Annotated in this window: 22 protein-coding genes; 5 read left to right on the plus strand and 17 right to left on the minus strand. The window is 68.9% G+C overall.

Going from position 1 to position 24,696, the window contains the following annotated elements; genetic code table 11:
- Nucleotides 1-244 precede the first annotated feature (244 nt).
- Nucleotides 245-697 carry an ATP-binding protein gene (locus ACH4YL_RS09530; RefSeq protein ID WP_398506381.1) on the plus strand — a complete coding sequence of 151 codons (453 nt, stop codon included), beginning with the start codon at nt 245-247 and terminating at the stop codon, nt 695-697.
- A 105-nt stretch (nt 698-802) separates the two neighbouring features.
- Here ACH4YL_RS09530 and ACH4YL_RS09535 read toward each other — a convergent pair whose 3' ends face one another.
- Together ACH4YL_RS09535 and fdxA are read right to left on the minus strand one after the other, a co-directional pair.
- Nucleotides 803-1,897: a bifunctional succinyldiaminopimelate transaminase/glutamate-prephenate aminotransferase gene (locus tag ACH4YL_RS09535; RefSeq protein WP_398506383.1), complete on the minus strand. Its 1,095-nt coding sequence runs from the start codon at nt 1,895-1,897 to the stop codon at nt 803-805.
- A 121-nt stretch (nt 1,898-2,018) separates the two neighbouring features.
- Nucleotides 2,019-2,339 (minus strand): ferredoxin, encoded by a 321-nt coding sequence (gene fdxA / locus ACH4YL_RS09540; protein WP_018089397.1) that lies wholly within the window; start codon nt 2,337-2,339, stop codon nt 2,019-2,021.
- A gap of 114 nt (nt 2,340-2,453) precedes the next feature.
- On the opposite strand from fdxA, the gene ACH4YL_RS09545 reads away from it, so the two are divergent.
- Together ACH4YL_RS09545 and ACH4YL_RS09550 are read left to right on the plus strand one after the other, a co-directional pair.
- Nucleotides 2,454-3,449, plus strand: coding sequence for a GNAT family N-acetyltransferase (locus ACH4YL_RS09545; RefSeq protein WP_398506384.1), 996 nt, complete (start codon nt 2,454-2,456; stop codon nt 3,447-3,449).
- A 17-nt stretch (nt 3,450-3,466) separates the two neighbouring features.
- Nucleotides 3,467-4,318: a tetratricopeptide repeat protein gene (locus ACH4YL_RS09550; RefSeq protein ID WP_398506386.1), complete on the plus strand. Its 852-nt coding sequence runs from the start codon at nt 3,467-3,469 to the stop codon at nt 4,316-4,318.
- A 100-nt stretch (nt 4,319-4,418) separates the two neighbouring features.
- Here the strand turns inward: ACH4YL_RS09550 and ACH4YL_RS09555 are convergent, their stop codons facing one another.
- The 4 genes from ACH4YL_RS09555 to ACH4YL_RS09570 all read right to left on the minus strand — a co-directional run bounded on the left by ACH4YL_RS09555 (nt 4,419) and on the right by ACH4YL_RS09570 (nt 8,400).
- Nucleotides 4,419-6,644, minus strand: a complete 2,226-nt coding sequence (locus tag ACH4YL_RS09555) for a hypothetical protein (RefSeq protein ID WP_398506387.1) — start codon at nt 6,642-6,644, stop codon at nt 4,419-4,421.
- Nucleotides 6,645-6,878: 234 nt separating this feature from the next.
- A complete protein-coding gene (locus ACH4YL_RS09560) occupies nt 6,879-7,283 on the minus strand; it encodes a DUF6113 family protein (RefSeq protein WP_398506388.1) in 405 nt (134 codons plus the stop codon).
- Nucleotides 7,280-8,170, minus strand: coding sequence for an N-acetyl-1-D-myo-inositol-2-amino-2-deoxy-alpha-D-glucopyranoside deacetylase (mshB, locus tag ACH4YL_RS09565; protein ID WP_398506390.1), 891 nt, complete (start codon nt 8,168-8,170; stop codon nt 7,280-7,282). Before mshB ends, ACH4YL_RS09560 begins: the two co-directional genes overlap by 4 nt.
- Before the next feature lie 35 nt (nt 8,171-8,205).
- Nucleotides 8,206-8,400, minus strand: coding sequence for a hypothetical protein (locus ACH4YL_RS09570; RefSeq protein ID WP_398506391.1), 195 nt, complete (start codon nt 8,398-8,400; stop codon nt 8,206-8,208).
- A 156-nt stretch (nt 8,401-8,556) separates the two neighbouring features.
- Here ACH4YL_RS09570 and ACH4YL_RS09575 point away from each other — a divergent pair, with 156 nt between their 5' ends.
- Entirely contained in the window at nt 8,557-10,692 is a 2,136-nt protein-coding gene (locus ACH4YL_RS09575; RefSeq protein WP_398506392.1) for an alpha/beta fold hydrolase, read from the plus strand.
- A gap of 25 nt (nt 10,693-10,717) precedes the next feature.
- Here ACH4YL_RS09575 and ACH4YL_RS09580 read toward each other — a convergent pair whose 3' ends face one another.
- The 7 genes from ACH4YL_RS09580 to ACH4YL_RS09610 form a co-directional block, all read right to left on the minus strand.
- On the minus strand, nt 10,718-11,719 hold the full coding sequence (locus ACH4YL_RS09580; protein WP_398506393.1) for a hypothetical protein: 1,002 nt from the start codon (nt 11,717-11,719) through the stop codon (nt 10,718-10,720).
- Nucleotides 11,720-11,960: 241 nt separating this feature from the next.
- A complete protein-coding gene (locus tag ACH4YL_RS09585) occupies nt 11,961-13,007 on the minus strand; it encodes an ABC transporter ATP-binding protein (RefSeq protein WP_398506394.1) in 1,047 nt (348 codons plus the stop codon).
- Entirely contained in the window at nt 13,000-14,022 is a 1,023-nt protein-coding gene (locus ACH4YL_RS09590; RefSeq protein WP_398506396.1) for an ABC transporter ATP-binding protein, read from the minus strand. Before ACH4YL_RS09590 ends, ACH4YL_RS09585 begins: the two co-directional genes overlap by 8 nt.
- Nucleotides 14,023-14,033: 11 nt before the next feature.
- Complete coding sequence (locus tag ACH4YL_RS09595) at nt 14,034-15,014, minus strand: ABC transporter permease (RefSeq protein WP_398506398.1); 981 nt, start codon at nt 15,012-15,014, stop codon at nt 14,034-14,036.
- Nucleotides 15,007-15,930 (minus strand): ABC transporter permease, encoded by a 924-nt coding sequence (locus tag ACH4YL_RS09600; RefSeq protein WP_398506399.1) that lies wholly within the window; start codon nt 15,928-15,930, stop codon nt 15,007-15,009. Before ACH4YL_RS09600 ends, ACH4YL_RS09595 begins: the two co-directional genes overlap by 8 nt.
- A 72-nt stretch (nt 15,931-16,002) precedes the next feature.
- Complete coding sequence (locus tag ACH4YL_RS09605; RefSeq protein WP_398506400.1) at nt 16,003-17,631, minus strand: ABC transporter substrate-binding protein; 1,629 nt, start codon at nt 17,629-17,631, stop codon at nt 16,003-16,005.
- 69 nt (nt 17,632-17,700) lie between these two features.
- A complete protein-coding gene (locus tag ACH4YL_RS09610; RefSeq protein WP_398506402.1) occupies nt 17,701-18,657 on the minus strand; it encodes a GNAT family N-acetyltransferase in 957 nt (318 codons plus the stop codon).
- Between the two features lie 204 nt (nt 18,658-18,861).
- On the opposite strand from ACH4YL_RS09610, the gene ACH4YL_RS09615 reads away from it, so the two are divergent.
- Nucleotides 18,862-19,398 carry a hypothetical protein gene (locus tag ACH4YL_RS09615; protein WP_398506403.1) on the plus strand — a complete coding sequence of 179 codons (537 nt, stop codon included), beginning with the start codon at nt 18,862-18,864 and terminating at the stop codon, nt 19,396-19,398.
- Nucleotides 19,399-19,511: 113 nt separating this feature from the next.
- Here the strand turns inward: ACH4YL_RS09615 and ACH4YL_RS09620 are convergent, their stop codons facing one another.
- The 4 genes from ACH4YL_RS09620 to ACH4YL_RS09635 all read right to left on the minus strand — a co-directional run bounded on the left by ACH4YL_RS09620 (nt 19,512) and on the right by ACH4YL_RS09635 (nt 24,614).
- Complete coding sequence (locus ACH4YL_RS09620; protein ID WP_398506405.1) at nt 19,512-20,648, minus strand: ABC transporter ATP-binding protein; 1,137 nt, start codon at nt 20,646-20,648, stop codon at nt 19,512-19,514.
- Between the two features lie 14 nt (nt 20,649-20,662).
- Nucleotides 20,663-21,724 (minus strand): ABC transporter ATP-binding protein, encoded by a 1,062-nt coding sequence (locus ACH4YL_RS09625; RefSeq protein WP_398506406.1) that lies wholly within the window; start codon nt 21,722-21,724, stop codon nt 20,663-20,665.
- Nucleotides 21,725-21,734: 10 nt separating this feature from the next.
- Nucleotides 21,735-22,712, minus strand: coding sequence for an ABC transporter permease (locus ACH4YL_RS09630; RefSeq protein WP_398506408.1), 978 nt, complete (start codon nt 22,710-22,712; stop codon nt 21,735-21,737).
- A gap of 105 nt (nt 22,713-22,817) precedes the next feature.
- Nucleotides 22,818-24,614, minus strand: coding sequence for an ABC transporter substrate-binding protein (locus ACH4YL_RS09635; protein WP_398506410.1), 1,797 nt, complete (start codon nt 24,612-24,614; stop codon nt 22,818-22,820).
- Nucleotides 24,615-24,696: the final 82 nt, after the last annotated feature.

Here is a 24,696-nt window from a genome sequence, read left to right on the forward strand (position 1 = left end):
ACGCACCGTCTTCATCTCCTCAAATCCCTTGCGATCAAAGGGAAGTGACGGTTCAGCAGCTCCTTGCGCAATGGAATGTTTGCCCGTCTTTATCCGTAACCGATAATGCGACACATTACGAACTCTTTACCTTGAGGCACCGCAACCTCTCCCTCCCTCCGAGCGGTTGTCACTGCGTCCGACGGCCGGACCGCCGGCCCGGACAGGCACCACCCCAAACGTCCTTCTCGTCTCAAGGAGCATCATGTCCCTCCCCCTGACCCGTCGGATCGCCCGTGCCGCGCTGCTCATCGCGGCGGGCGCAGCCCCCGTGGTCGGTGCGGCCGGCTCCGCCGGCGCTGTGGACCTTCCGCAGGCCCCCGTGGGCGGCCTGAGCACGCTCGACACCGGCGCCCTCAGCGGCACGCTCGACGGTGCCACCCAGAAGACCACCGGGCTGGCGGGCAACACCGGCGGCAGCGCCGTCGAGCAGGGCGTCCCGGCCGCCGGCAAGACGGTCGGTGCGGCCGGCAAGACGGCGACCCCGGTCGCCAAGAAGGCCGCCGGCGACGCCGCCGGCAGCGCGGGCAACGTCGTCGGCGAGGCCACGGGCGGCGCGACCGACTCGCTGGGCGGAGCCGCCCTGCCCACCGACTCGCTCACCGGTGGCGGCCTGCCCACCGACCAGCTGCCGCTGCAGGGCCTGCCGATCGGCTAGCCATCGGCCGCGACCACGGACACGACAGAAGGGCCCCGGGAGTGCGAACTCCCGGGGCCCTTCTGTGTGTTCGTCCTCCGCCGCAGCGGATCGACGAGTGAGTCCTCAGGCCAAGCGCTTGACCGCGGCCTCGACGCGCTCGTCGGTCGCGGTGAACGCCACCCGCACGAACCGCTCCCCGGCCGTCCCGTAGAAGTCGCCGGGCGCGACCAGAATGCCGAGCTCCGCCAGGTGCGCCACGGTCTCCCAGCACGGCTCGTCGCGCGTCGCCCACAGGTAGAGGCTCGCCTCGCTGTGCTCGATCCGGAAGCCGTGCGCCTCAAGTGCCGTACGCAGCGCCACGCGACGGGCCGCGTACCGCGCGCGCTGCTCTGTGACATGCGCATCGTCGCCGAGCGCCGCGATCGTGGCGGCCTGCACCGGGGCCGGCGTCATCATGCCGCCGTGCTTGCGGATCTGGAGCAGTTCGCCGAGCACGCGCTCGTCACCGGCGATGAACGCGGCCCGGTAGCCCGCCAGGTTCGAGCGCTTGGAGAGCGAGTGGACGGCGACGATGCCTTCGTATGTACCGCCGCAGACGTCCGGGTGGAGCACCGAGACCGGCTCTGCCTCCCAGCCCAGCTCCAGGTAGCACTCGTCGCTGAAGACCAGCACGCCGTGCTCGCGGGCCCAGGCGACGATGCGGATCAGCTCCTCCTTGGCGAGCACACGGCCGGTGGGGTTGGACGGCGAGTTGAGCCAGAGGAGCTTCAGCCCGGCCGGGTCGAGCTCCGTCGGGTCGTCGTAGACGACGGGTTCCGCGCCGGCGAGGCGCGCGCCGACCTCGTACGTCGGATACGCGAGCCGCGGGTAGCCGACCCGGTCGCCGGGGCCGAGGCCCAGCTGGGTCGGCAGCCAGGCCACCAGCTCCTTGGAGCCGACGACCGGCAGGATGTTCGTGTGCGCGACGTCGACGGCGCCGAGCCGGCGCTCCACCCAGCCGGTCAGCGCGTTCCGCAGTTCGGCCGTGCCCCACACCGTCGGATAGCCCGGTGAGTCGGCGGCCTCCACGAGGGCCTTCTGGATCAGCTCCGGGACGGGGTCGACCGGCGTGCCGACGGAGAGGTCCACGATCCCGTCGGGGTGGGCCGCGGCCGTCGCCTTGAACGGCTCGAGCTTGTCCCAGGGGAAGGCGGGAAGGCGCGAAGAGACTGCGGACACGAAACTTCTCTCTTTCGTACGTCGACTGTCATGCGTCGGCTTTCGTACGTCGGGCAAACGCTTCGGTCCCGTACGGACGACGAACCGTACGGGACCGGGTGGCGCACGTGCCTTTCGCGTACTACTGGTTCTGCGGCGGCAGTGCGGCGATGAAGGGGTGGTCGCGCTCGATCAGGCCCAGCTTGGAAGCACCGCCGGGCGAACCGAGCTCGTCGAAGAACTCGACGTTCGCCTTGTAGTAGTCCTTCCACTCCTCCGGAGTGTCATCCTCGTAGAAGATCGCCTCGACCGGGCAGACCGGTTCACAAGCACCACAGTCGACGCATTCGTCCGGGTGGATGTACAAGGACCGGGAGCCCTCGTAGATGCAGTCGACGGGGCACTCCTCGATGCACGCCTTGTCCTTGACGTCGACACAAGGCTGCGCGATGACGTAGGTCACGCTGTCGTTCCTCCTCGGTAGGGCTGGCATTGCGCGGGAGCGCGGCGTCGTCGATGCCCACCCCTAGTATCTCCGTTCCTGGGCACGATCCGAACAGGAGGGGCTCGCAGACCTGTGGAATTCACCGGCGGCGGACGGCTCAAGGTCCGTATTACACCTATTGACGTGGGTAAACGAGTATCAGTCAGACGTACTGCTGACTCCTCGGCAGGGGCCGAGAAGTTCACCGACACGGTTGGTGTTCTCACATCATGGACCGAAGGTGTGCTGGTGATCACACGGCGGACCGGAGAAATTGTCCGCATCCCGGAATCGTCCCTGGTGGCGGGCAAGGTCGTGCCTGCGGCACCGGCCCGGCGGAGGGGCCCAGCAGCGGACTTCGAGGAGCTCGCGCGGGTCACGGCGCGTGCCTGGCAGCCGGTGGAGAGTGAGCGGCTCGGCGACTGGGAGCTGCGATCGTCCTCCGGGTTCACCCGGCGGGCGAACTCGGTGCTGCCGCTCGGCGATCCCGGCCTGCCGCTGGATGAGGCGCTGGCCCGGGTGCGTGCGTGGTACGAGGAGCGAGACCTGCCCGCGTACATCCAGGCGGCGACCGGCGCGGCGGGCACGCAGGAGCAGCTCTGCGCGGAGCTGGAGACGCACGGCTGGCGGCGCGAGGTCTCGACGGACGTACGGATCTGCAGTCTGGCCGCGGTCGGCGACCTGGACGCGGACGTGGCGCGGGTCCGGCTCGCGCGCAGCCTGGACGAGGCGTGGCTACGCCGCTACCAGCGGTTCGATGTGCCCGGCCCACATGTGCTGCACGTACTGGGCAGCGGCCCGTCGGTGTGGTTCGCCTCCGTACCCGGCGAGGGTGAAGACCTGGCGGCGATCGGACGGTGTGTGGTCGACGGACGCTGGGCGGGCTTCATGGCAGTGGAGGTGGACCCCGCGTACCGGCGTCAGGGCCTGGCGACGGCCGTGATGACCGCGCTCGCGCGGCGCGCGCTGGAGGAGGGCGCGTCGGCGGCGTGGCTCCAGGTGGAGACCGACAACGACGGTGCGCATGGGCTCTACCAAGGCATGGGCTTTGTGACCCATCACCGATACCACTACTTCCGATCGGCGTAAGCGGGTACGAATCGCGTATGCAGGACGAACCCCCCGTCACACCTGGCGGCCGGCGGCGCCAGTTCGCCGAGGAGGCCCGCTCCGAGCGGCCCGACCTCGCCGCGCTGTGCCTGCTGATCGGCACGGTGGCGGACCCTTCGCTGGACGACGCGGGCGTGGACGCGGCCCAGATCGAGCTGGACCGGCTGGCCGGCCTTCTCCCCTTCGGCATCAAGGACCCGCGGGCCTGGGCCACGGCCGTGGCCGACGTCCTCGGCGGCCGCCACGACTTCCGCGGCACGCCCGGCGACTACCAGCGCCTGGAGTCCTCGCTGCTCCACGAGGTGCTGCGGCGGCGCCGCGGACTGCCGATCCTGCTCTCGGTGGTCTGGATCGAGGTGGCGCGGCGCGCCGGGGCGCATGTGTACGGGGTCGCGCTCCCGGGCCACTTCGTGGTCGGCTTCGGCGATCCTCACGCCATGGACGAGCAGGTCCTCGTGGACCCCTTCGCGGGCGGCCGGCTGCTGACCGGACCTGACGCGGAACTCCTCGTCGCGGGCGCGACGGGCGCGCCGCTCCACCCGTCGATGCTGACGCCGGCGGATCCGCTGGACGTCCTGGTGCGCATCCTGAACAACATCCGGGCCTGGGCGGCGGCCCGCCCGGAACGCACGGACGTCGCCCTGTGGGCGGTCGACCTGTGCCTGCTGCTGCCCTCCCATCCGGCACGGCTGCGCTACGAGCGGGCTCAACTGCTCGTCCAGCGCGGCGAGTTCCTGACGGGAGCGGATGAGCTGGACGCGTACGCGGAAGTGGTGGCCGCGGTGGACCAGGCAGCGGCGGACGCGATCAAGGGCCGGGCGCGGGCGGCACGGGCCATGCTGAACTGAGTGCCGAAGCCGCGGCCCCGGCGGGCCGAGCGGACACGACAGAGCCCCTGCCCGTCGCGGTCTGCGGTTCCGCGGGCAGGGGCTCCGGTCCTGGCCTGCGTCAGCTCGGGTTGAGCGAGATCTCCGTCGTACGCTCAGCCGTCGTCTTGCCGCGCAGCGCCTTGCCCATCGCCTGCGCCACGTCGTCCGCGGACAGCTGGTGCTTCTGACCGTCGCCCTTTGTGATCATGACGCCGTCGAAGACACCGTCGAGCAGCTCGTCGATCGCCTTCTTGTCGTAGAACTCGACCAGCTTGCCGTCGATCGCCTTCATGGAAAGGATCTTCGGCAGCGACCTGGCCGGGCCGAACTTGATCTCCTTGCCGCCCGCCCTGATCGTGATCAGGTCGGACATCGCGGGCTCCGCGAACTCCTTCATCGCCCGGTCTATCTCCGCCTGGGTGATGCTCGGTTCGCGCGTCGCGACGGGCAGTTCGACGAGGTTCGGCCGTCCGGACTGGACCTGGGCGCGGTACGCGTCCTTCACCGAGATCATGGAACGGCCGACGTCCAGCGCCTTGCCCGCCTTGCCCGGTACGGGGACGACCTTGCCCGGTACGAACTTGATCGTGCCCTCGGTGGCGGAGCCCGAGACGCCGGCGAGGTCGGTGAGCGCGACGCTCAGCTTCTCCTCGTCGACGAGGAACACCGGCTCCTCGACGCGCTCGGCGCCGAAGAGCGAGCCGATCACGGAGACCGGGTTGTAGTCGCTGCCCGCCGCGTTACGGATCGTGGCCTGGCTGTCCAGCGAGAGCCCGGCCTTGTCCGGAGCGAGCTGCTCCTTCTTGCCGCCGATCGAGAGCTGGAGCGGCGAGGCGGCGCGCTTGCCGAGCGCGCTGTCGAGCTTGCCGACCGCCTGCTCCTTGGTGCCGCCGCCGATGTCGACGCCGAGCACCGTGGTCGCCTTCGGCACCTCGGAGTGGTTCAGCAGCAGCCCGGCTCCGTACGCGACGCCCAGCAGGCCGACCGCTCCGACGCCCGCGAGCATCAGCTTGGAACGGCCCTTCTTGGCGGGCGGCGCGGAGCGCGGTGCGGGAGCCGGAGCCGGAGCCGGCCGGGCCGCTGCAGGGCCGGGCACCGGCGCGGGCCCGCCGCCGGGGCGGCCCGGGAACTCCGGTGCGGAGAAGTCGGGCTCGGGGGCCGCCTGCAGGCCGAGGCCCTGGGCCAGGATCGGGTTCGGGCCCGTGCCCGGTCCGGACTGCGGGCTGCCGTGCGGCGTGAAGGGCGAGGGCGAGCGGTGCTCCGGCGGGACGACGGGGATGCCGCTGGTGAGCGTGTCGCCGGAGACATGGCCGCCGGGACCGGGCGCGGGGTTGGCGACCGGGTCGGGGGCGGGCTTCTGCGGTGTCAGTACGGCGGTGTCGTCGGACATCCGGGGCGGCCCGGCGGGTCCGCCGGGACCTGCGGGAGCGCCTGGACCGGGACCGGCAGGTCCGCCCATGGCACCGGGGCCGCCTGGGACACCCGGGCCGCCAGGACGGCCGCCGAAGTCCGAGGGTCCGCCGGGGCCGCTTGCTCCCGGGCCGCTCGGGCGGGGCCGGATCGGCATGCTGCCCTTGACCGGGCCCGAGGTCGGGCCGGTCGGCGGGCGTACGCCCAGCGGCGGTGTGCCGCTCCCAGGAGGAGGAGCGAAGCCGTTCGCGTCGGAGCCGGGGCCGGAACCAGGACCGGAACCCGGGCCCGCGGCCTCCGCGTTCGCCGCCAGATCGCTCAGCGAGCCGCCGGGCCGAGACGCGTCGGAGAAGTAGGGCAGACCGGCGCCCGGCCCGCCACCGTTCGCCGAACCGGCAGCCGGGCCCTCGGGCGGCGGTGCCGCCGCCGCAGGCTTCCGCGGCGCGAACCAGTCGCTGGTCTTCTCCTCCGCCGGCGGCTCGGCAGCCGGCCCGGAGGAGTCCCGCGCCGCGTCGGGCCGCGGTGTGCTGCCCGTCCGCTCGCTCTCCCTCTCGCCGGAGGACCCCGCAGAGGAACCTGCGGGTGACGACGAAGCGGCCGTCGCCGCGGCGGCAGCCGCTGCGTCCACATCGCTCATCGGAGTACGCATGACCACCGGAGGGATCGGCCGCGAGCCCGGGATGTTGATCCGGATTCGCGTGGTCAGCGTGGTCTCGGTCTTGGGCTCGTCCGCCTTCGGCTCGGGGGCAGGGGCGACGGCCGCCTCGTCCGGAGCGTCCTGCGTGGGATGCAGCGACGGATACTGGCGGGATCCGTACGGCGGTGTTCCCGAGGGGTACGCGGCTCCACCGCGCCCCTGGGGGCCGGAGGACGAACTGTCAGTTTCACGACTCAAAGCAGGTTCTCCCGGTTGGCTCCGCCGCCCGTTCTTACTGGATAACTACTCTGCGGGCGGCTCGGCGGGCGCGCACCACCATACTGTCCGCCGCGGATACTCACCCCGCGACTGTGGAAAGCGCCATTCCGCCGACCGTACGGGCATGGTCAGTTCACCGGGCTCCCACCGCTCGGGGCGACCCACCCTAGGCGTCCGCCGTACCGGCTGGTTGCCGGGGGTCCCGCGGGTCCCTTATCTGCCAAGTCGGCCGGGTCCGCCGCCCGGTTGCAGGGGCCGCGCCATGGTGGCGCACATCACAGCGACGGCCATGCCGCCGAGCATGAAGACCAGCGGCCCGATGCCCGCCGGGAAGAGACCGTCACCCTCCGGCCGTCCGAGGCTGAGCAGCACGATCGCCACCAGCCACCCGGCGGCCGGCGCGACGACTCCCAGTTGCGTGCCGGTCGCCCGCAAAGAGCCGTAGAAGAGCCCGGCGGAGGCCAGCAGCGCGAGCAGCAACCCGCCCGGGAACCAGGCGCCTTGGACCAGCGAGCCCGCGACGGCGACCAGCGCGCCGAGAACGAACAGTCCGGCGTACGCGGCGATCCGTACCGGCTTCGACGTCAGTCCGAGCCCTGCACCCGACGAACCACTCATGCCGCAACTCCCGCGAAGAGATCCTGCTCACGCTCGCCGTCCGGCCCACCCGGCTTGCCCTGCGCCAACTCGTAGTACTCCGTAGCGAAGACCGGTTGTGCCAGATCGTTGGAGAGTGCGAAGAAGGGGCCGTCCACGGCGATTTGGGTGGCATGGGCGCGCATGGCCGCCAGTTTCCGTTCCGCGTAGTCCGTGCCGTCGATCTCCGCGGTGATACGGGAGTCGTCCACCACACCCGGAATGTCGTCGATCGATGCGATGCCCGGGAAGTCCGTTCCGCCCGCGGCGCGCAGCCGGGCGAAGCCCTCCTCGGCCACCGGCCGCGGCACCCGGTTCCAGTAGATCTTGTCGATGCTGTGCACCGAGCCGAGATCGCGGCGGAACGCGCGCTCCGCGGCGAGTTCGGCCGCGCGCATTGCGACCCGGTGGGTCTGGATATGGTCGGGATGTCCGTAACCGCCGTCGGGGTCGTACGTGACGAGCACCTGAGGACGCACCGAACGGATGATCTCGACGAGATACGGAGCGGCCTCGTCCACCGGTGTGTTCCAGAACGCGCCCTCGCGACGGTTCTGCTCGACGCCCATCATCCCGGAGTCCCTGAAACGGCCGGGCCCGCCGAGGAATCGGTGATCGGTGACGCCGAGCTCCTTCATCGCCGCGGCCAGTTCACCGATGCGGTGCGCACCGAGCCGGTCCTCGCGGTCGGCCGCGAGATGGGCGAGATCTGCCGGGATGACCTCGCCCTCTTCCCCCAGGGTGCAGGTCACCAGCGTGACCCGGGCGCCGGCGCCGGCGTACAGAGCCATCGTCGCGCCGTTGTTGATCGACTCGTCGTCGGGGTGCGCATGCACCAGCAGGAGACGACCGGCGGAAAGATCCTTCATACGGGACAGCCTACGGATTCACGGCGGCCGCGGCGCTAGAACTTGATGCCGCCGATCATCCCGGCGACATTGGTGGTCAGTTCATTGATCGTGGGGGCGATGGACGAGCTTGCGAGATAGAACCCGAGCAACACGCAGACCGCCGCATGCCCTCCCTTCAGCCCGGACTTCCGGATCAGCAGGAAGACGACGATCGCCAGCAGCACCACCGCCGAAATCGAGAGTGCCACGGCGGTTCACCTCCACAGATATTCGGTCGGGACGGGCAGGTCGCATGTGCCAGTGGGTTCCTACCCACCTTGCGCTACGGATCATAACTATCCGTACCAACGCATTGATCGGTGCACAGCAGCACACGGGGGCGCACGAACGCTAGGTTCGGTCGCATGACCACGAGGCTTCAGCTCTCCTTCCCGCGTCAGTACGCCAGGACCCAGCGCTTCACCCTTGGCGCCCCCCGCGCCTTCACGGTGTCGCCCGACGGTGCCCGGGTGGTGTTCCTCCGGTCCGGCTCCGGAACCGATCGCGCGGGCCGGCTGTGGGTACTCGATCTCGACGGTGAGTCCGGCCGTCCCGAGGAGCGGTTGGCCGCCGATCCCGGAGCCCTGCTGGGCAGCGCGAGCGAGCGGCTCTCCGCCGAGGAGCGGGCGCGGCGGGAGCGCAGCCGCGAAGGATCGGCGGGCATCGTCGGCTACGCGGTGGACAGCGCGGTCGAGTTGGCGGCCTTCGCACTCTCCGGGCGGCTGTACGCGGCCGAGCTGCGCGCCGGGACCGCGCGCGAACTGCGCGTGCCCGGACCGGTGATCGACCCCCGGCCGTCGCCGGACGGCCGCTTCGTCGCCTATGCGTCGCGTGGCGCGCTGCGGGTGACCGGCGCCGAGGGCGAGGGCGACAGGGCGCTCGCCGAGCCGGAGGACGAACACACGGCGTACGGCGTCGCCGAGTTCATCGCGGCCGAGGAGATGGGCCGTTCACGCGGCTTCTGGTGGTCGCCGGAGTCGGACCGGCTGCTGGTGGCGCGGGTGGACGAGCGTGAGGTCCGGCGCTGGTGGATCTCGGACGCCGCCCATCCGGACCGGGAGCCGGAGCAGGTCGCGTATCCGTCGGCCGGAACGCCCAACGCGGACGTACGGCTGTCTCTTGTCACGCTGGACGGCGACCGTACGGAAGTGAACTGGGACCGGTCCCGCTATCCGTATCTGGCCCATGTGCACTGGTCGGACGCGGGCGCTCCGCTGCTGCTCGTCCAGTCGCGGGACCAGCGCACCCAGCTCCATCTGGCCGTGGACACCCGGACCGGCACCACCCGGACCGTGCATGTCGACGAGGACCCGGTGTGGCTGGATCTCTTTCCCGGGGTGCCGGCCTGGGCGCCGGACGGCAGGCTCGTACGGATCGCGGACGAGGGCGGCGCGCGGGTGCTTGCGGTCGGCGACCGCGCCCTGACCGGCGGGCAGTTGCAGCTGCGGGCGGTGCTCGACATCGGCGAGAGCGATGTGCTGGTGTCCGCGGCGGCCGGCGAGGAGGCCAAGGATCCGGAGGTCGGCGAGATCCATGTGTACCGGGTCAATGAGCTCGGGATCGAGCGGGTCTCGGAGGGTCCTGGTGTGCACACGGCGGTGCGCTCCGGCGGAGTGACGGTACTGGCCTCGTCGCGTACGGAGGTGAGCGGCACGAGCGTGCAGGTGCTGCGGCAGGGCAAGGCCGTCGCCACGGTGGCCTCGTACGCGGAGCAGCCGGTGCTGACGGCGCGACCGCGGCTGTGCGAGGCGGGCGAGCGGCGGATTCCGTGCGCGGTGCTTCTCCCGTCCGGCCACGGTGAGTCGGACGGGCCGCTGCCCGTGCTGCTGGATCCGTACGGCGGGCCGCACGGCCAGCGCGTCTATGCCGCGCAGAATCCGTATCTCACCTCGCAGTGGTTCGCCGACCAGGGCTTCGCCGTGATCGTCGCGGACGGGCGGGGCGCGCCGGGCCGTTCGCCCGGCTGGGAGAAGGCGGTCCGGGACAACTTCCCGCTGACGCTGGACGATCAGATCGACGCGCTGCACGCGCTGGCGGGTTCGTATCCGCTGGATCTGGAGCGGGTCGCGATCCGCGGCTGGTCGTACGGGGGTTATCTGGCGGCGATGGCGGTGCTGCGGCGGCCGGATGTCTTCCATGCGGCGGTGGCGGGCGCCCCGGTGACGGATTTCCGGCTGTACGACACGCATTACACGGAGCGGTATCTCGGGGATCCGGCGGTGCAGCCGGAGGTGTACGCGGCCAACTCGCTGGTGACGGAGGACGGGTTGACCGCCCCGGAGAATCCGGCGCGGCCCTTGATGATCATCCATGGTCTGGCGGACGACAATGTGGTGGTGGCACACAGCCTGCGGCTGTCGTCGGCGTTGCTGGCCGCGGGCCGGGGGCACGAGGTGCTGCCGCTGAGCGGAGTGACCCATATGACTCCGCAGGAGCAGGTGGCGGAGAACCTGCTGCTCCTTCAGGTGGACTTCCTGAAGCGGAGCCTGGGCCTGCGTTAGCTCGGGTGGTGGTCGGCGGTCCCGGTCACCAGCCGGGCGGCGGTGAGGACGGCGGCGGCGGGCTGCCCGCGTGCGGGTAGCCGTAGCCGTACTCGGGTTCGGGGTCGGGGTCGGGCTCGCCGCGGCGCGCCAGTGCCATCAGTAGCACCGCACCCGCCACGAGTTCGAACAGCCAGGACAGCACCTGGAGTTGCTGCCGCGCCGGCAGATCGCCGAGGCGCGCGATCAGATCGTTGCGTACGGCGACGTCCAGGCCGCGCCCGCCCACGCCGAGCACGAACACTCCCGCCACCAGCCCGAGCGGCCGGGAGAAGACCGCGCCGACCAGCGCGCCGAAGCCTGCGACCAGCGCGAGCACGACCGTCACCAGGGTCAGCCAGCCCGGCGGAATCCCGAACACCGGCAGCATCACGGCCGCGCTGCCGGTGAACCGGTCGAGGTAGTCCGTGCCGCGGTATTCGACTGCCGTGTGGATCTCCCAGGCCGCCAGTACGCCCGCGGACACGACGAGGAGCACAAACGCGAGCGCCCGTACGCCCCCGCGCGGCCGGGTCGCCGTCGTCCGGCCCGCCTGCCCCGGCCGTCCCGACCGGCCTGCGACGGCTGTGATCAGCAGGCCGACGCCGAGCGCGAGCGACGCGAAGGTCGCGTAGAGCGCACGGGCCCGTAACTCGTCCGTGGCCGCGATCCCCATCCACGTGGAGCTGAGCACCCACAGCCCCGGGAGCCGTAACGCGAGGGTGATCACTCCCGCGGCGACCAGTGCCGCGCTCGCGACGGACGAGCGGAGAGCGGCGATGGAGACGGTGACGTACACCGCGAAGAGCAGGAGGTCCTCGAGCAGTGTCGTCGGCGGGGAGAGACCGGGGCCGAGGCCGATTCCGGGGCCGGCGCCGGCCCAGAAGCGCCAGAGGTCGAGCGGATGGTCGACCGTCCCGAGGTCCCGGACGATCCAGCCGCCCACGATCAGCGCGAGCGCGGCGCAGAGCGCCGCTCCGGTGATCCTGGCCCCCCGCGTAAGAGTCACCCTTGCGATCCTGCATGGGTGCGGAGGGATTGGAAAGGGCGTCTGCGGCGCTGTGCGACCGGCCGGAGCCACATGGCGAACCCCGGCCGGTCTACGGCACCCGCACGGCCGTACGTTGTTCAGCGTGGCCCGTTCGTATATCGGAGCCGAGACGGTCAAGTTGCCTGCTTGTTAACGAAATTGATGGGCATTTATTGTACTTTGCCACGCCGTCCGCGCCCGCCGTCCGCATCCCTTGCGGTCACTCCTCGTCCTCCGCGGGAGTCGGCGGCACCACATGCTTCTCCTCAGCGAAATGGCACGCCGACGCGTGCTTCATGGGCCCCTCCATGAGCCGGAACTCCGCCGGGATCTCCAGCAGCGGCACCTCCAGCTCGCACCGCTGCTGCGCCTTCCAGCACCGGGTGCGGAAACGGCAGCCCGACGGGATGTGCGCCGGGGAGGGGACATCGCCGTGCAGGATGATCCGCTCCCGGCGGTCCCGCGCCTCCGGGTCCGGCACCGGGACCGCCGAGAGCAGCGCCTGGGTGTACGGATGCGTCGGGTGGTCGTAGATCTCCTCGTCCTTGCCGATCTCCACGATCCGGCCGAGATACATCACGCCCACGCGGTCCGAGATATGACGGACGATCGACAGGTCGTGCGCAATGAAGACGTAACTGAGGCTGAAGTCGGTCTGCAGCCTGTCCAGCAGGTTGATGACCTGCGCCTGGACCGAGACGTCGAGTGCCGAGACCGGCTCGTCCGCGACGATGATCTCCGGCTGGAGCGCGAGTCCGCGCGCGATGCCGATCCGCTGCCGCTGGCCGCCGCTGAACTGGTGCGGATAGCGGTTGATGTATTCGGGGTTCAGCCCGACCACGTCCAGCAGGTCCTGGACCTTCGTGCGGCGCGAGCCCTTCGGGGCGACCTCCGGATGGATCTCGTACGGCTCACCGATGATGTCGCCGACCGTCATCCGCGGATTCAAGGAGGTGTACGGGTCCTGGAACACCATCTGGATGTTCCGGCGGACCGTCTTCAGCGCGCGCCCGGACAGCTTGGTGATGTCGTCGCCCTTGTAGCGGATCGAGCCGGCCGTCGGCTGCTCGAGATGGACGAGCATCTTCGCGAGCGTGGACTTTCCGCAGCCCGACTCCCCCACGATGCCGAGCGTCTCGCCCGCCATCAGGTCGAGATCGACGCCGTCCACCGCACGGACCGCGCCCACCTGCTTCTTGAAGAGGATGCCCTGGGTGAGCGGGTAGTGCTTGACCAGGTCGCGGACCTCCAGGATCGCCTCAGCCATTGAGCTGCTCCTCCCAGAAGTGGCAGGCGCTTCCGCGGTCCTGCGAGACCTCGTACAGCGGTGGCTCGTCGGTCCGGCACACGTCCTGGGCCATCGGGCAGCGCGGGTTGAAGGCGCAGCCCTTCGGGATGTTCATCAGGTTCGGCGGCAGGCCCTTGATCGCGTACAGCTCCTGGCCCTTCTGGTCCAGGCGCGGGATCGAGTCGAGCAGACCCCGCGTGTACGGATGGGCCGGGGCCTTGTAGATGTCGTGCACCGGGGCCGTCTCGACGATCCGGCCCGCGTACATCACCGCGATCTTGTCGGCGACGTCCGCGACCACGCCGAGGTCGTGGGTGATCAGGATCAGGCCCATGTTCAGCTCGCGCTGAAGCGTCGCCAGCAGGTCCATCACCTGGGCCTGGACGGTGACGTCCAGCGCGGTCGTCGGCTCGTCGGCGATGATCAGGTCCGGCTCCAGCGACAGCGCCATGGCGATCATGATGCGCTGCCGCATACCGCCGCTGAACTGATGCGGATACTGCGTCACCCGCTCCTTGGCCCCGGGGATCCCGACCCGCTCCATCAGCTCGACGGCCTTGGCGCGCGCCTGTTTCCTCGACGCTCCGCGGTGCACGACGAACATCTCGCCGAGCTGGTCGCCGACGCTGAGCACCGGGTTCAGCGAGGAGAGCGCGTCCTGGAAGATCATGGCCATCCCGGCCCCGCGGATCTTCCGCCGGTCGTCCTCCTTGAGCTTCAGCAGATCCTCTCCGCGGAAGACGATCTCGCCGCCGGTGATCTTGCCGGGCGGCATGTCGAGGATGCCCATGATCGCTTGTGCGGTGACGGACTTCCCGGAGCCCGACTCGCCGAGCACCGCCAGGGTCTCGCCCGCCTGCACGGAGTAGTTGACCCCGTTGACGGCCCTGGCGACGCCGTCGCGCGTGTGGAACTCCACGTGCAGGTCCCGTACGTCGAGCAGCGGCTCGCCACTCGCGGCGGGCGGCGGCTCGGGACTCATCGCGGCACTCATCGCGGGGCTCCTCAGCGCAGCTTCGGGTCGAGGGCGTCGCGCACCGCGTCGCCGAGCATGATGAACGCGAGCACCGTGACCGCCAGCGCGCCGGCCGGCCAGAGCAGCATGTGCGGCGCGTTGCGGATGTACGGCGACGCGGAGGAGATGTCGATGCCCCAGGACACGGTCGGCGGCTTCAGTCCCGCGCCGAGGTAGGACAACGTCGCCTCCAGCGAGATGTAGGTGCCGAGCGCGATGGTCGCGACGACGATGACCGGAGCGATGGCGTTGGGCGCGATGTGCCGCAGCAGCATGCGGGAGTTCGACGCGCCGAGCGCACGCGCCGCCTGGACGTAGTCGTTGTGCTTGGCGGTGAGGACGGACCCGCGCGCGATACGCGAGATCTGCGGCCAGCCGAGCAGGATCATGAAGCCCACCACCGGCCAGACCGTGGTGCTGGAGACGACCGACAGGAACACGAGCCCGCCGAGGACGACGGGAATGCCGAAGAAGATGTCGGTGACCCTGGAGAGGACCGCGTCGCCCGCGCCGCCGTAGAACCCGGCGAGACCGCCGAGGAGGGACCCGAGCAGCGCGACGCCGAGGGTGGCGCAGACGCCGACGGTGACCGAGGTCCGCGCGCCGTAGACCGTGCGGGTGTAGACGTCGCAGCCCTGGCCGTTGAAGCCGAAGGGATGACCGGGCTGGGAGCCCTGCTGGGCCTTGGCGAGGTCGCACTGGAGCGGGTTGTAGGAGGCGATCAGCTGCGGCCAGATCGAGATGATCACCAGGAAGACGATGATCAGGCCCGAGATGATGAAGACGGGATTGCGCCGCAGATCGCGCCAGGCGTCCGACCAGAGGCTGCGCGGCTTCTCCGAGGGCCCGGTGCCGAGGGGACCGCCCGGCGTCTTCTCCAGTGTCCCGCCCTCGCTGGTGGCGAGGTCCATCCCGGCGCCCATGCCGGTCGCGGCGATGGCGCCCCCGTCGTCGTACTGCGGATCAGGCATAGCGGATCCTCGGGTCGAGCACGGCGTACAGCAGGTCGACGAGCAGATTCGCGAGCAGGAACACCAGGACGAGGACGGTCACGAAGCCGACGACGGTCTGTGTGTTCTGGCGGACGATGCCCTGGTAGAGCTGGTAGCCGACGCCGTGGATGTTGAAGATGCGCTCGGTCACGATCGCGCCGCCCATCAGCGCGCCGATGTCGGTGCCGATGAAGGTGACCACCGGGATCAGCGAGTTGCGCAGCAGATGACGGCTGATCACCCGGCCTCTGGGCAGCCCCTTCGCCTTCGCGGTACGGACGTAGTCGGAGCGGGCGTTCTCGGCGATCGAGGTCCGGGTCAGCCGGGTGACGTACGCGAGGGACACGGAGGCGAGCACCAGACCGGGCACGATCAGCTCGTCCAGCGGTGCCTCCGGCGAGACCGCCGGCTTGATGACGCCCCACTCGACGCCGAGCACCAGCTGGACGACGAGACCCATGACGAAGGTCGGGATCGCGATGACCACCAGGGTGAGCACCAGCGCGCTGGTGTCAACGGGGTGGCCGCGCTTCAGGCCCGTGATCACACCCAGCGTGATGCCGATGACGATCTCGAAGAAGATCGCGACCAGGGTGAGCCGGATGGTGACCGGGAAGGCCTCGGCCATGAGTTCGGTGACCGGCTGCCCGTTGAAGGCGGTGCCGAAGTCGCCGGTGAAGACATTGCCCATGTAGGTCAGGTATTGCTGCCACACCGGCTTGTCGAGGCCGAACTCCTTGCGCAGCTGCGCGGCCGTCGCCGGGTCGCACTGCCGGTCTCCGCACAGGCCGGCGATGGGGTCGCCCATCACGTTCACCATCAGGAAGATCAGCAGCGTCGCGCCGAAGAAGACCGGGATCATCTGCAGCAGACGCCGGATCACATAACGTCCCATGAAGGGCTCCGGGGGTCGTGGGATGCGCTGCGGCCCGGCGCGCTGTTGCGCCGGGCCGGTCGCCGTCCGCCGTCAGTTGACGGTGATCTGCTCGTAGACCGGGACGCTGAACGGGTTCAGCGAGACATTGGAGATGCGCTCCGAGTAACCGGCGCTGCCGTTCTGGTACCAGAGCGGGATGGCTCCCATGTCGTCCCGCAGCACTTCTTCGGCCTGCTGGAAGAGCCCGACGGCCTTCGCCGTGTCCGACTCGGCGTTGGCCTGGTCGACCAGCTTGTCGAACTCGGGGTTGGAGTACAGGCCGTCGTTGGACGAGGCGTTGGTGTAGTACAGCGGCTGCAGGAAGTTCTGGATCAGCGGGTAGTCCATCTGCCAGCCGGCCCGGAACGGACCGGGCATCTTGTGCTGCCCGATCTGGTTGCGGAAGTCGGCGAAGGTGCCGACCGGGTTGCCGACACACGCCTGGTTGTTGCCGAGCGCGTTGTTGATGCTGTTGCAGACGGCGTCGACCCACTCCTTGTGCGAGCCGGTGTCCGCGTTGTACGAGATCTTGACCTGGCCGCCGGGGATTCCACCGCCCTCGGTGATCAGCTTCTTCGCCTCGGCGGCGTTGTAGGTGCAGGCTTCACCGCACAGCGTCTTGCTGAAGCCGCCCTCGGTGCCCAGCACCGGCGAGGTCCAGTCCGTCGCCGGCGTACGGGTCTTCTGGAAGATCGTGTCGGTGATCTGCTGGCGGTTGATCGCCATGGACAGGCCCTTGCGGACCTGTGCGCTCGTCGGGGTGTCCCAGGCCTTGTCGTAGAACGGGAAGGCGAGGGTCTGGATGATGCCGGCGGGTGTGTTGATGTACCGGTCGCCGAGGTCCGCCTGCACGTTCTGGAGCTGCGAGGCCGGCACGTCGTCGACGAGGTCGAGGTTGCCGGCGGTCAGGTCCGTGTAGGCGGTGTTGTTGTCGGTGTACACGTTCAGGTCGATGCCGCCGTTCTGCGCCTTGTCCGTGCCCATGTAGCCGTCCCAACGGCGCATCTCCAACTTCGAGCCCTTGGCGTACGAGTTGACGGTGTACGGGCCGTTGCCGATCGGCTTGGCGAGCCAGGCGTCGTGGTCGTCGAAGAAGGCCGTGGGCAGGGGCGAGAAGGCGGCGTAGCCGAGGGTGTCGGGCCAGGTGGAGAACTTCTGGGTGAGCTTGACGGTGAAGTTCAGGTCGTCGACGACCTTGAGGCCGGACATGGTCTGGGCCTTGGGCTGGCCCGCTTCCGGGTGGACCTGCTCATAGCCTTCGATGTAGCCGAAGAAGTAGGCGTTCTTCTGGTTGTTCCTGAGGTCGGCGCCGTAGTTCCAGGCGTCCACGAAGGACTTGGCGGTGATCTTCTCGCCGTTGCTGAAGGTCCAGCCGTCCTTGATGGTGATCGTGAAGTTGGTCGAGTCCGAGGTCACGATCTTCGAGGCGATCATGTCCTGGGCCGCACCGGTCTTCGGGTCGTACCGCTTGAGGCCGCGGAAGAGCATGTCGAGGACCTTGCCGCCCTGGACTTCGTTGGTGTTCGCCGGCTCCAGCGGATTCTGCGGGTCGCCCCACGAGGAGCTGACGATCCCGTCCGCCCCACCGCCGCCGCTGTCGCTGCCGCCGCCGCAGGCCGTGGCCGTGAGGGCGACGGCCACCGCGCATACGGCCCATTTGGCGTGCGTGGCTCCACGCATGGAGTGCCTCCCGAGTCCTCAAGTCTTACTTAGGGTCAAATTTCACCCCGAACCAGGAGATACCGCATGTCAGCCACGGCCGTCCGGACGAGCGGCCGGACCGGCGGGCAGCGTCACCTCCCAGGTGTCCGCCGCGAAGTGGAGCGCCATGCCGTGGGATTCGTACAGCCGCAGCGCACCGGTCGCGTTCCCGGTGTCGACGCCGAGACCGATGGTGTCGCGGCCGCGCTGCGCGTACACGCCGAAGGCATGCCGCAGCAGATGGCTCGCGATCCCGCGGCCGCGGGCCTCCTTGCGTACGCCGAGGTACTGGATCCAGCCCATGGCCTCACGGTCGCCCCGGGTGAGCACCACGCCCACGTCGCCGGAGCCGGCGAGGGAGGCGAGCCAGACCAGGGACCAGTCGATGCCTTTGCCGCGGTCGTCGAGCCACTGCTGGTAGGTGCGCTCCTGGTGGTCGTAGTGCTCGGCGAACGCCTCCTCGATCAGCGCGTGGGCGCGCCTGCGGTCGGCCTCGTCGCGGCAGTCCCGCAGGGTGAGGCCGGGCGGCGGCGCGGGGACCGGATCGGCCGCGGGGCTCAGCGGCCGGGTCAGCACGTTGTAGCGGCGTACGGTGCGCCAGCCGCGGCGGGTGAGCAGAGAGGTGTCGAGCGTGGGCCGCACATTCAGATGGAAGTGCACGACGGCCCGGTCCGCCCCGTTGCCGGCGGCCCGCTGCGCGGCCCGCGCCTCCATCAGCACGAGCAGCCGCTCCCCCGCGGCCTGGTGCTCCGGCAGGACGTAGTGGTCGATGTCGATGCGCTCGGCGCCGGAGTCGTCCCACAGGAGTCCGTACGCGACCAGCTCGCCCGCCTGGAATCCGAGCCAGGAGTTGTGCGGAAGATCCGCCTCCGGGTGAGTCAGATCGGTCTCGACGGAGCTCAGGTCGGTCTCGGGCCGGCCGATCTCGATGACGTCGACGGCATTCAGCAGCGCGCAGACGGCGGGCGCGTCTTCGGGGGTGGCCGGGCGGACGGTGAAAGTCATCCCGCAACTCTTCCGGCAGTCAAATGCTCAAGCAAACGGTTTTTCGCCGGTACCGAACTCCGCCCGTCCGTCAACTCCCTTTCCACACAGGGAAGTTAAGCTCAGCTTTTCCTCAAATGGATTCCGTTCCAAGGCTGGTTGAGCCAGAGTTGTCGGCGACCGGTCAAGCCAACGGCTTGACCAACAACAAGGGGGAAAACAGGCATGAAGCGTGCTCTCAGCACGATGCTCGCCGCTGTCGTCATCAGCGGTGGCACCATTGTCGCGGCCGCGCCGGCGAATGCGGATGCCCAGGCGTGCGACTCGACCGGCACCTATATCACCATCATCAACAAGAAGACGGTGTGGAAGGCCACCAACGTCCACAGCGACTGGGCCATGCCGGGTGTCACCATCAGCTACGCCAAGAACAAGACCGGCTCGTGGACCGCCACCGGCACCGCGACCGTCGGCGCCGAAGCCGGAGTGATCCTGGCCAAGGCCAGCACGTCCTTCAGCGTCTCCCTGGCCAAGACCTGGTCCCAGTCCGACACCTGGACCTACTCGGCGACGGTTCAGCGGAAGCCGGGCAAGACCAAGGGCCGCCTGATGATGCATCACGAGGCCAAGAGCTTCACGGCGCACAAGTACCGCGTTTTCACCGGCCCCGGCGGCGTCTGCAAGACGGAGACGGTTTACAAGAAGCCCGGCGTCATCCCGGTCAAGAAGAACAGCAACACCTGGGGTATTCAGTACTCCTGACGAATTGACCGCGCCCAGTGGGAAATCCGCTCGGGTACGGGGAAAAGGGGAATGCCCCGGCCGCCGAATGGCAGCCGGGGCATTCCCCGCGTTCGCGTCCGTCGTCGTTCGCGTCAGAGCTTCTTGCCCGTGTCGTCCGAGCGGTGCTCGTCCTCCAGCGCGGCGAGCGCCGGGTCCAGGACCACGTCCTCGACGCGCCCCTCCGTCGTGGGCTCCTCCGGGAAGTGACAGGCCGTCAGGTGGCCCGCCTTGCTTCCGGAGATCTGCACCAGCGGCGGCTCCTCGGTCGCGCACTTGTCCTGCGCCTTCCAGCAGCGGGTGCGGAAGCGGCAGCCGGACGGCGGCATGATCGGGGAAGGGACGTCGCCGGAGAGGCGGATCCGCTCCTTCTTCGCCGAGTCGACGTCCGCCTCGGGCACGGCCGAGAGCAGGGCGTGCGTGTACGGGTGGCGAGGCCGGTTGTAGAGGGACTCGCGGTCCGCGACCTCCATCACCTTGCCGAGGTACATCACGGCCACGCGCTGCGAGAAGTGCCGTACGACCGCGAGGTCGTGGGCGATGAACAGGAAGGAGATGCCCAGCTCGTCCTTGACCTTCTGCAGCAGGTTGACGACCTGCGCCTGGATCGACACGTCCAGCGCGGAGACCGGCTCGTCGGCGACGATCAGCTTCGGTTCGAGCGCGAGGGCCCGCGCCACGCCGATGCGCTGCCGCTGACCACCCGAGAACTCGTGCGGGAAGCGGTTGTAGTGCTCGGGGTTGAGACCCACGGTCTCCAGCAGTTCCCGCACCCGGTTCTCGCGCCCACCGGGCGGGTTGATGCCGTTGACCTCCATCGGGCTCTTGATGATGGTGCCGACGGTCTGCCGCGGGTTCAGCGAGGAGTACGGGTCCTGGAAGATCATCTGGATCTCGGACCGGACCGGCGCCAGCTGCTTGCGGCTGGCGTGCGTGATGTCCTGCCCGGCGTAGGTGATCTTGCCGCCGGTCGGCTCGAGGAGCCGGGTGATCAGCCGGCCGGTGGTCGACTTGCCACAGCCGGACTCGCCGACGAGGCCGAGGGCCTCGCCGTGATGCACCGTCAGGTCGATCCCGTCGACGGCCTTGACGGCGCCGATCTGGCGCTTGAAGGGGAAGCCGCCGTAGATGGGGAAATGCTTGGTGAGGCCTTCGACCTGGAGCAACGGCTCGCCGCGGTCGGACCCTTCGGATTTACCCTGCTGCTTGGGCAGAGTGACGTTCTCGCTCATGTCTCTGCGTCTCCTCAGCCCAGCCGGGGCTTGATCTGATCGATGAAGATGGTCTGCTTCTGGTCCGCCGTGAGATGGCAGGCGGAGGCCCGCCCTTCGGCCAGTGGCGGCCGTTCCCCGGAGCACCGCGAGCCGCTCACCTTGTCGGTGAAGGTGCAGCGCGGGTGGAAGGGGCAGCCGGACGGCGGGTTCAGCAGGCTGGGCGGGGAGCCCGGGATCGGCATGAGCGCCTCGTCGATGTCGCCGCCGAGGCGCGGCATCGAGCTCAGCAGGCCCCAGGTGTACGGGTGCTGGGGCGCCGTGAGCACCTCGCGGACGCTGCCGCGCTCAACCGCCCGTCCCGCGTACATCACCAGCAGGTCGTCCGCCATGTTGGCGATGACGCCCAGGTCGTGGGTGATGAAGATGATCGCCGAACCGAACTCCTGCTGGAGGTCCTTGAGCAGGTCGAGGATCTGCGCCTGCACGGTCACGTCGAGCGCCGTGGTGGGCTCGTCGGCGATCAGGAGGTCGGGGTTGCAGATCAGCGCCATGGCGATCATCGCGCGCTGGCGCATACCGCCGGAGAACTGGTGCGGGTAGTCGTTGAAGCGCATCGCGGGCTGCGGAATGCCGACCTTGTCGAGCATCTCGATGGCCCGTGCCTTCGCCTCCTTCCGGGAGGCGCCGGTGTGCTTCATGAACGGCTCGGCGATCTGCCGGCCCACCGTGTAGTACGGCGACAGCGCGGTCAGCGGGTCCTGGAAGATCATCGCGACCTTGTTGCCGCGAAGCTTCTCCAGTTCTCTCTCCCGCGCGCCGGTCAGCTCCTGGCCGTCCAGCACGATCTCGCCCTGGACCTCGGTGGTCTTGGGGTTGTGCAGACCGAGGACGGTCAGGTTGGTGACGGACTTGCCGGAGCCCGACTCGCCCACGATGCCCAGCGTCTTGCCGCGCTCGACGTCGAAGGAGAGGCCGTCGACCGCCTTGACGACGCCGTCCTCGGTGGAGAACCGGACGCTCAGGTCGCGGACCGAGAGGAAGGCCTCCGGCCCGGTCGGGGCCGGTGCGTCTTCGGTCTTGGTCAGTGTGGTCACGGTCGATCTCCTAGGCGAGGCGCACGCGCGGGTCGATGTAGGCGTAGGCGAGGTCCACGATGATGTTCAGGATCAGGATGAAGAAGGCCCCGAACAGCATGACGCCCATCGTCAGCGGGAGGTCCTTGGTCAGCGACGACTCCACCGCGAGGCGGCCGATACCGGCCAGGTCGAACGTGAACTCTGTGACCACCGCGCCTGCGAGAAGACCGGAGAGGTCCATGCCGAGGATGGTGACGATGGGAGTGAGGGAGCCGCGCCAGGCGTACCGGAAGAAGACGTACCGCTGCTTCATGCCCTTGGCGCGAGCGGTGCGGACGTGCTCTTCCTGCAGCTGCTCGATCATGGTGGAACGAGCCATACGCGTGTACTGAGCGGTGAAGATGGTCGCCATCACGGCCCAGGGGATGATCATCCCGACGACCCAGCTGACCGGATCGTCCAGGAACGGAACGTACTTGGGATTCTCCATCCAGCCCGTGCTGTAGACGAAGATGCCAAGGACGATCGGCCCCAGGAAGTAGATCTGGAACGAGCTGAGCACCATCGAGGCGCCACTGACGAGCTTGTCGATCGCGGTGCCGCGCTTCCAGGCGGCGAGCAGACCGGAGCCGAGTCCCAGCACCAGGAAGATGACGAGTCCACCGACGGTCAGCGACAGCGTCAGCGGGAACCGGTCCATGATCGAGTCCCAGACGAAGTCGCCCGAGCTGAACGAGACTCCGAGGCAGGGAGCGTCACAGCGCCCGACGGGGAAGTCCCGGCCGACCACAATGCCGGACATGAAGTCCCAGAACTGGGCGGCGATGGGCTTGTCGAGGCCGAGGTTTTCGCGGATGACCGCGATGTTCTCCGGCGTGCAGTTCTTGCCGCAGGAGAGCTGGGCGAAGTCCTGAGGGATTGTGTAGAACAGGAAGAACGTGAACGCGCCGATCAGGAACATGATCACGACGGCGCCGGTCAACCTGCGGAGAAGAAACTGAAGCATCGCGGGAGGCTGCTCTCTTCGGATTCGGCGGGGTGTGAGGGGTTGTGGTCCGCGGGGGTGCGCTCCGCCTGGCGCGCACCCCCACGGATCAGCCGTGGATCAGGGTTACGGCTGGATCAGGTACAGACGGTTGATGTCGATGTAGCTCGAGTTGGTGCTGTAGCGAGCGCCACCGATGTTCGAACCGAAGAGCTGGAGCTGCTTCGAGTAGTAGACCGGAGCAGCCGGGTTGATCTCCTCGACGATGCGCTTGTGCGCCTCTTCCCACTTCTTGGCCGCGGCCGTCGGCTCCAGGACCAGCGCCTCCTGAATGAGGCTGTTGACCTTGGCGTCGTTGATGTGGGAGTAGTTCGGCTGACCGTCGGCGACCAGGGTGCCGTCGTAGACCGGGGTCACGACCGTGGACTGGGAGGCCCAGTCCTGGCCCCAACCGGTCATGTACAGGTCGAAGCCGTTCTTGACCTTACCGATCTGCTCGTAGAAGGTCGCGCGCTCGATCTCCTTCGCCTGAACGTCGAAGCCGATCTTGTTCAGCGCGTCCTTGATGATGACCATCTGCTTCTGGCCGCGCGGCGTGTTGGAGTACGCGTAGCTGAGCTTCGTGCCCTCCTTGACACCCGCCTCCTTCAGCAGCGCCTTGGCCTTCTCCGGGTCACCGTTGGGCTTCTTGAGCTTGCCGAACGGGTCGTACGTCGGGTCGAAGCCCGGCAGGGTCGGCGCGAACAGACCGCCGGCCAGCTCGCCGCCGTACTTGCCACCGTCAGCCTGGATCATCGACTGGTTCGGGATGGCGTAGGTGATCGCGTCACGGACCTTCTTGTCCTTGAGGCGGTCCATGTTGAAGCTCATCTGCCACACGTAGGGCTGGTAGCCCTTGATCGTGCGCTTGTTGACCGCCGCGTTGCCGATCACGGAGGACGTCTGGGCCGGGTCGACCGAGTCCGTGAACTGCATGGCGTTCTTCGCGTCGCCCTGGTCGGCGATCAGACGCTTGGTCTGGCTGGCCTGGTCGATCGTGGTGGTGAAGCTGTAGCCGTCCACGTACTGGTGGCGAACCGAGTCCGTCTTCGCGTCCCAGTTGGTGTTCTTGACGAGCTTCAGGGACTTGCCGGCCTTGTACTCGGCGATCTTGTACGGGCCGAGCGACTTCGGGGCCTTGTCGTACTTCTCCTTCGTGTCCACCTTGGCGGGCACGATGGCGTAACCGGCCATGGACAGCGCCTGCGGCAGGTCCGGACGCGGCTTGTCGAAGTTGAAGACGACCGTCTTGGCGTCCGGCGTCGACAGCACGCTGTCGGGCAGGTGCTTGCCCTTGTACGGACCGTCCGGCAGCGCCTTGCGGTAGTCGGAGCCGGAGAGCCAGGTCTGGACGAACGACGGGCCGTCGAAGATGACCTTCGAGTACTGACGCTCAATGGTGTGACGGACGTCGGCCGAGGTGATGGCGTTGCCGTCCTCGTCCTTGATGCCGTCCTTGAGGGTGTACGTCCAGGTCTTGCCGCCGTTGGAGGACTTGCCGGAGTCGGTGGCGATGTCACCGACGACGGTCAGGTTGCCCTTGTCGTCCTCCTGGTAGTTCGTCAGCTTGCGGTGGACCAGGTTCGCGAACTGGCCCGCGTCGCTGACGTAGATCTGACCCGGGTCCATGTGGGACAGGTCGGACTGCGTGTAGATGTTGATGGAGCCACCGGGCTTGGCGCCCGGAACCTCGGCCGCCGGGCCGTTCGAGGCAGCAGCGTCGCCGTAGACGACAGGCTTCGACTGGGACGCGGCGTCCTGCTTGGACTTGGACTCGTCCTTGGCGTCCTTGCCGTTGTCCTTGGAGCAGCCGGTGAGCGCCAGCGAGCCGGCAGCGGCCGCGACGATTATGGCGCGTGCGGAGCGCGATCGAATGGGATTCATGATGCTCTGTGCACCTACCTGTCGGTTGTAATCCAGAGAAGTGCTGCCTGACCGTCCGGTTGCCCGGTGCGGGGGCGGCAGC

It is taken from the genome of Streptomyces sp. NPDC020681 (assembly GCF_044334895.1).
Classification (GTDB): domain Bacteria; phylum Actinomycetota; class Actinomycetes; order Streptomycetales; family Streptomycetaceae; genus Streptomyces.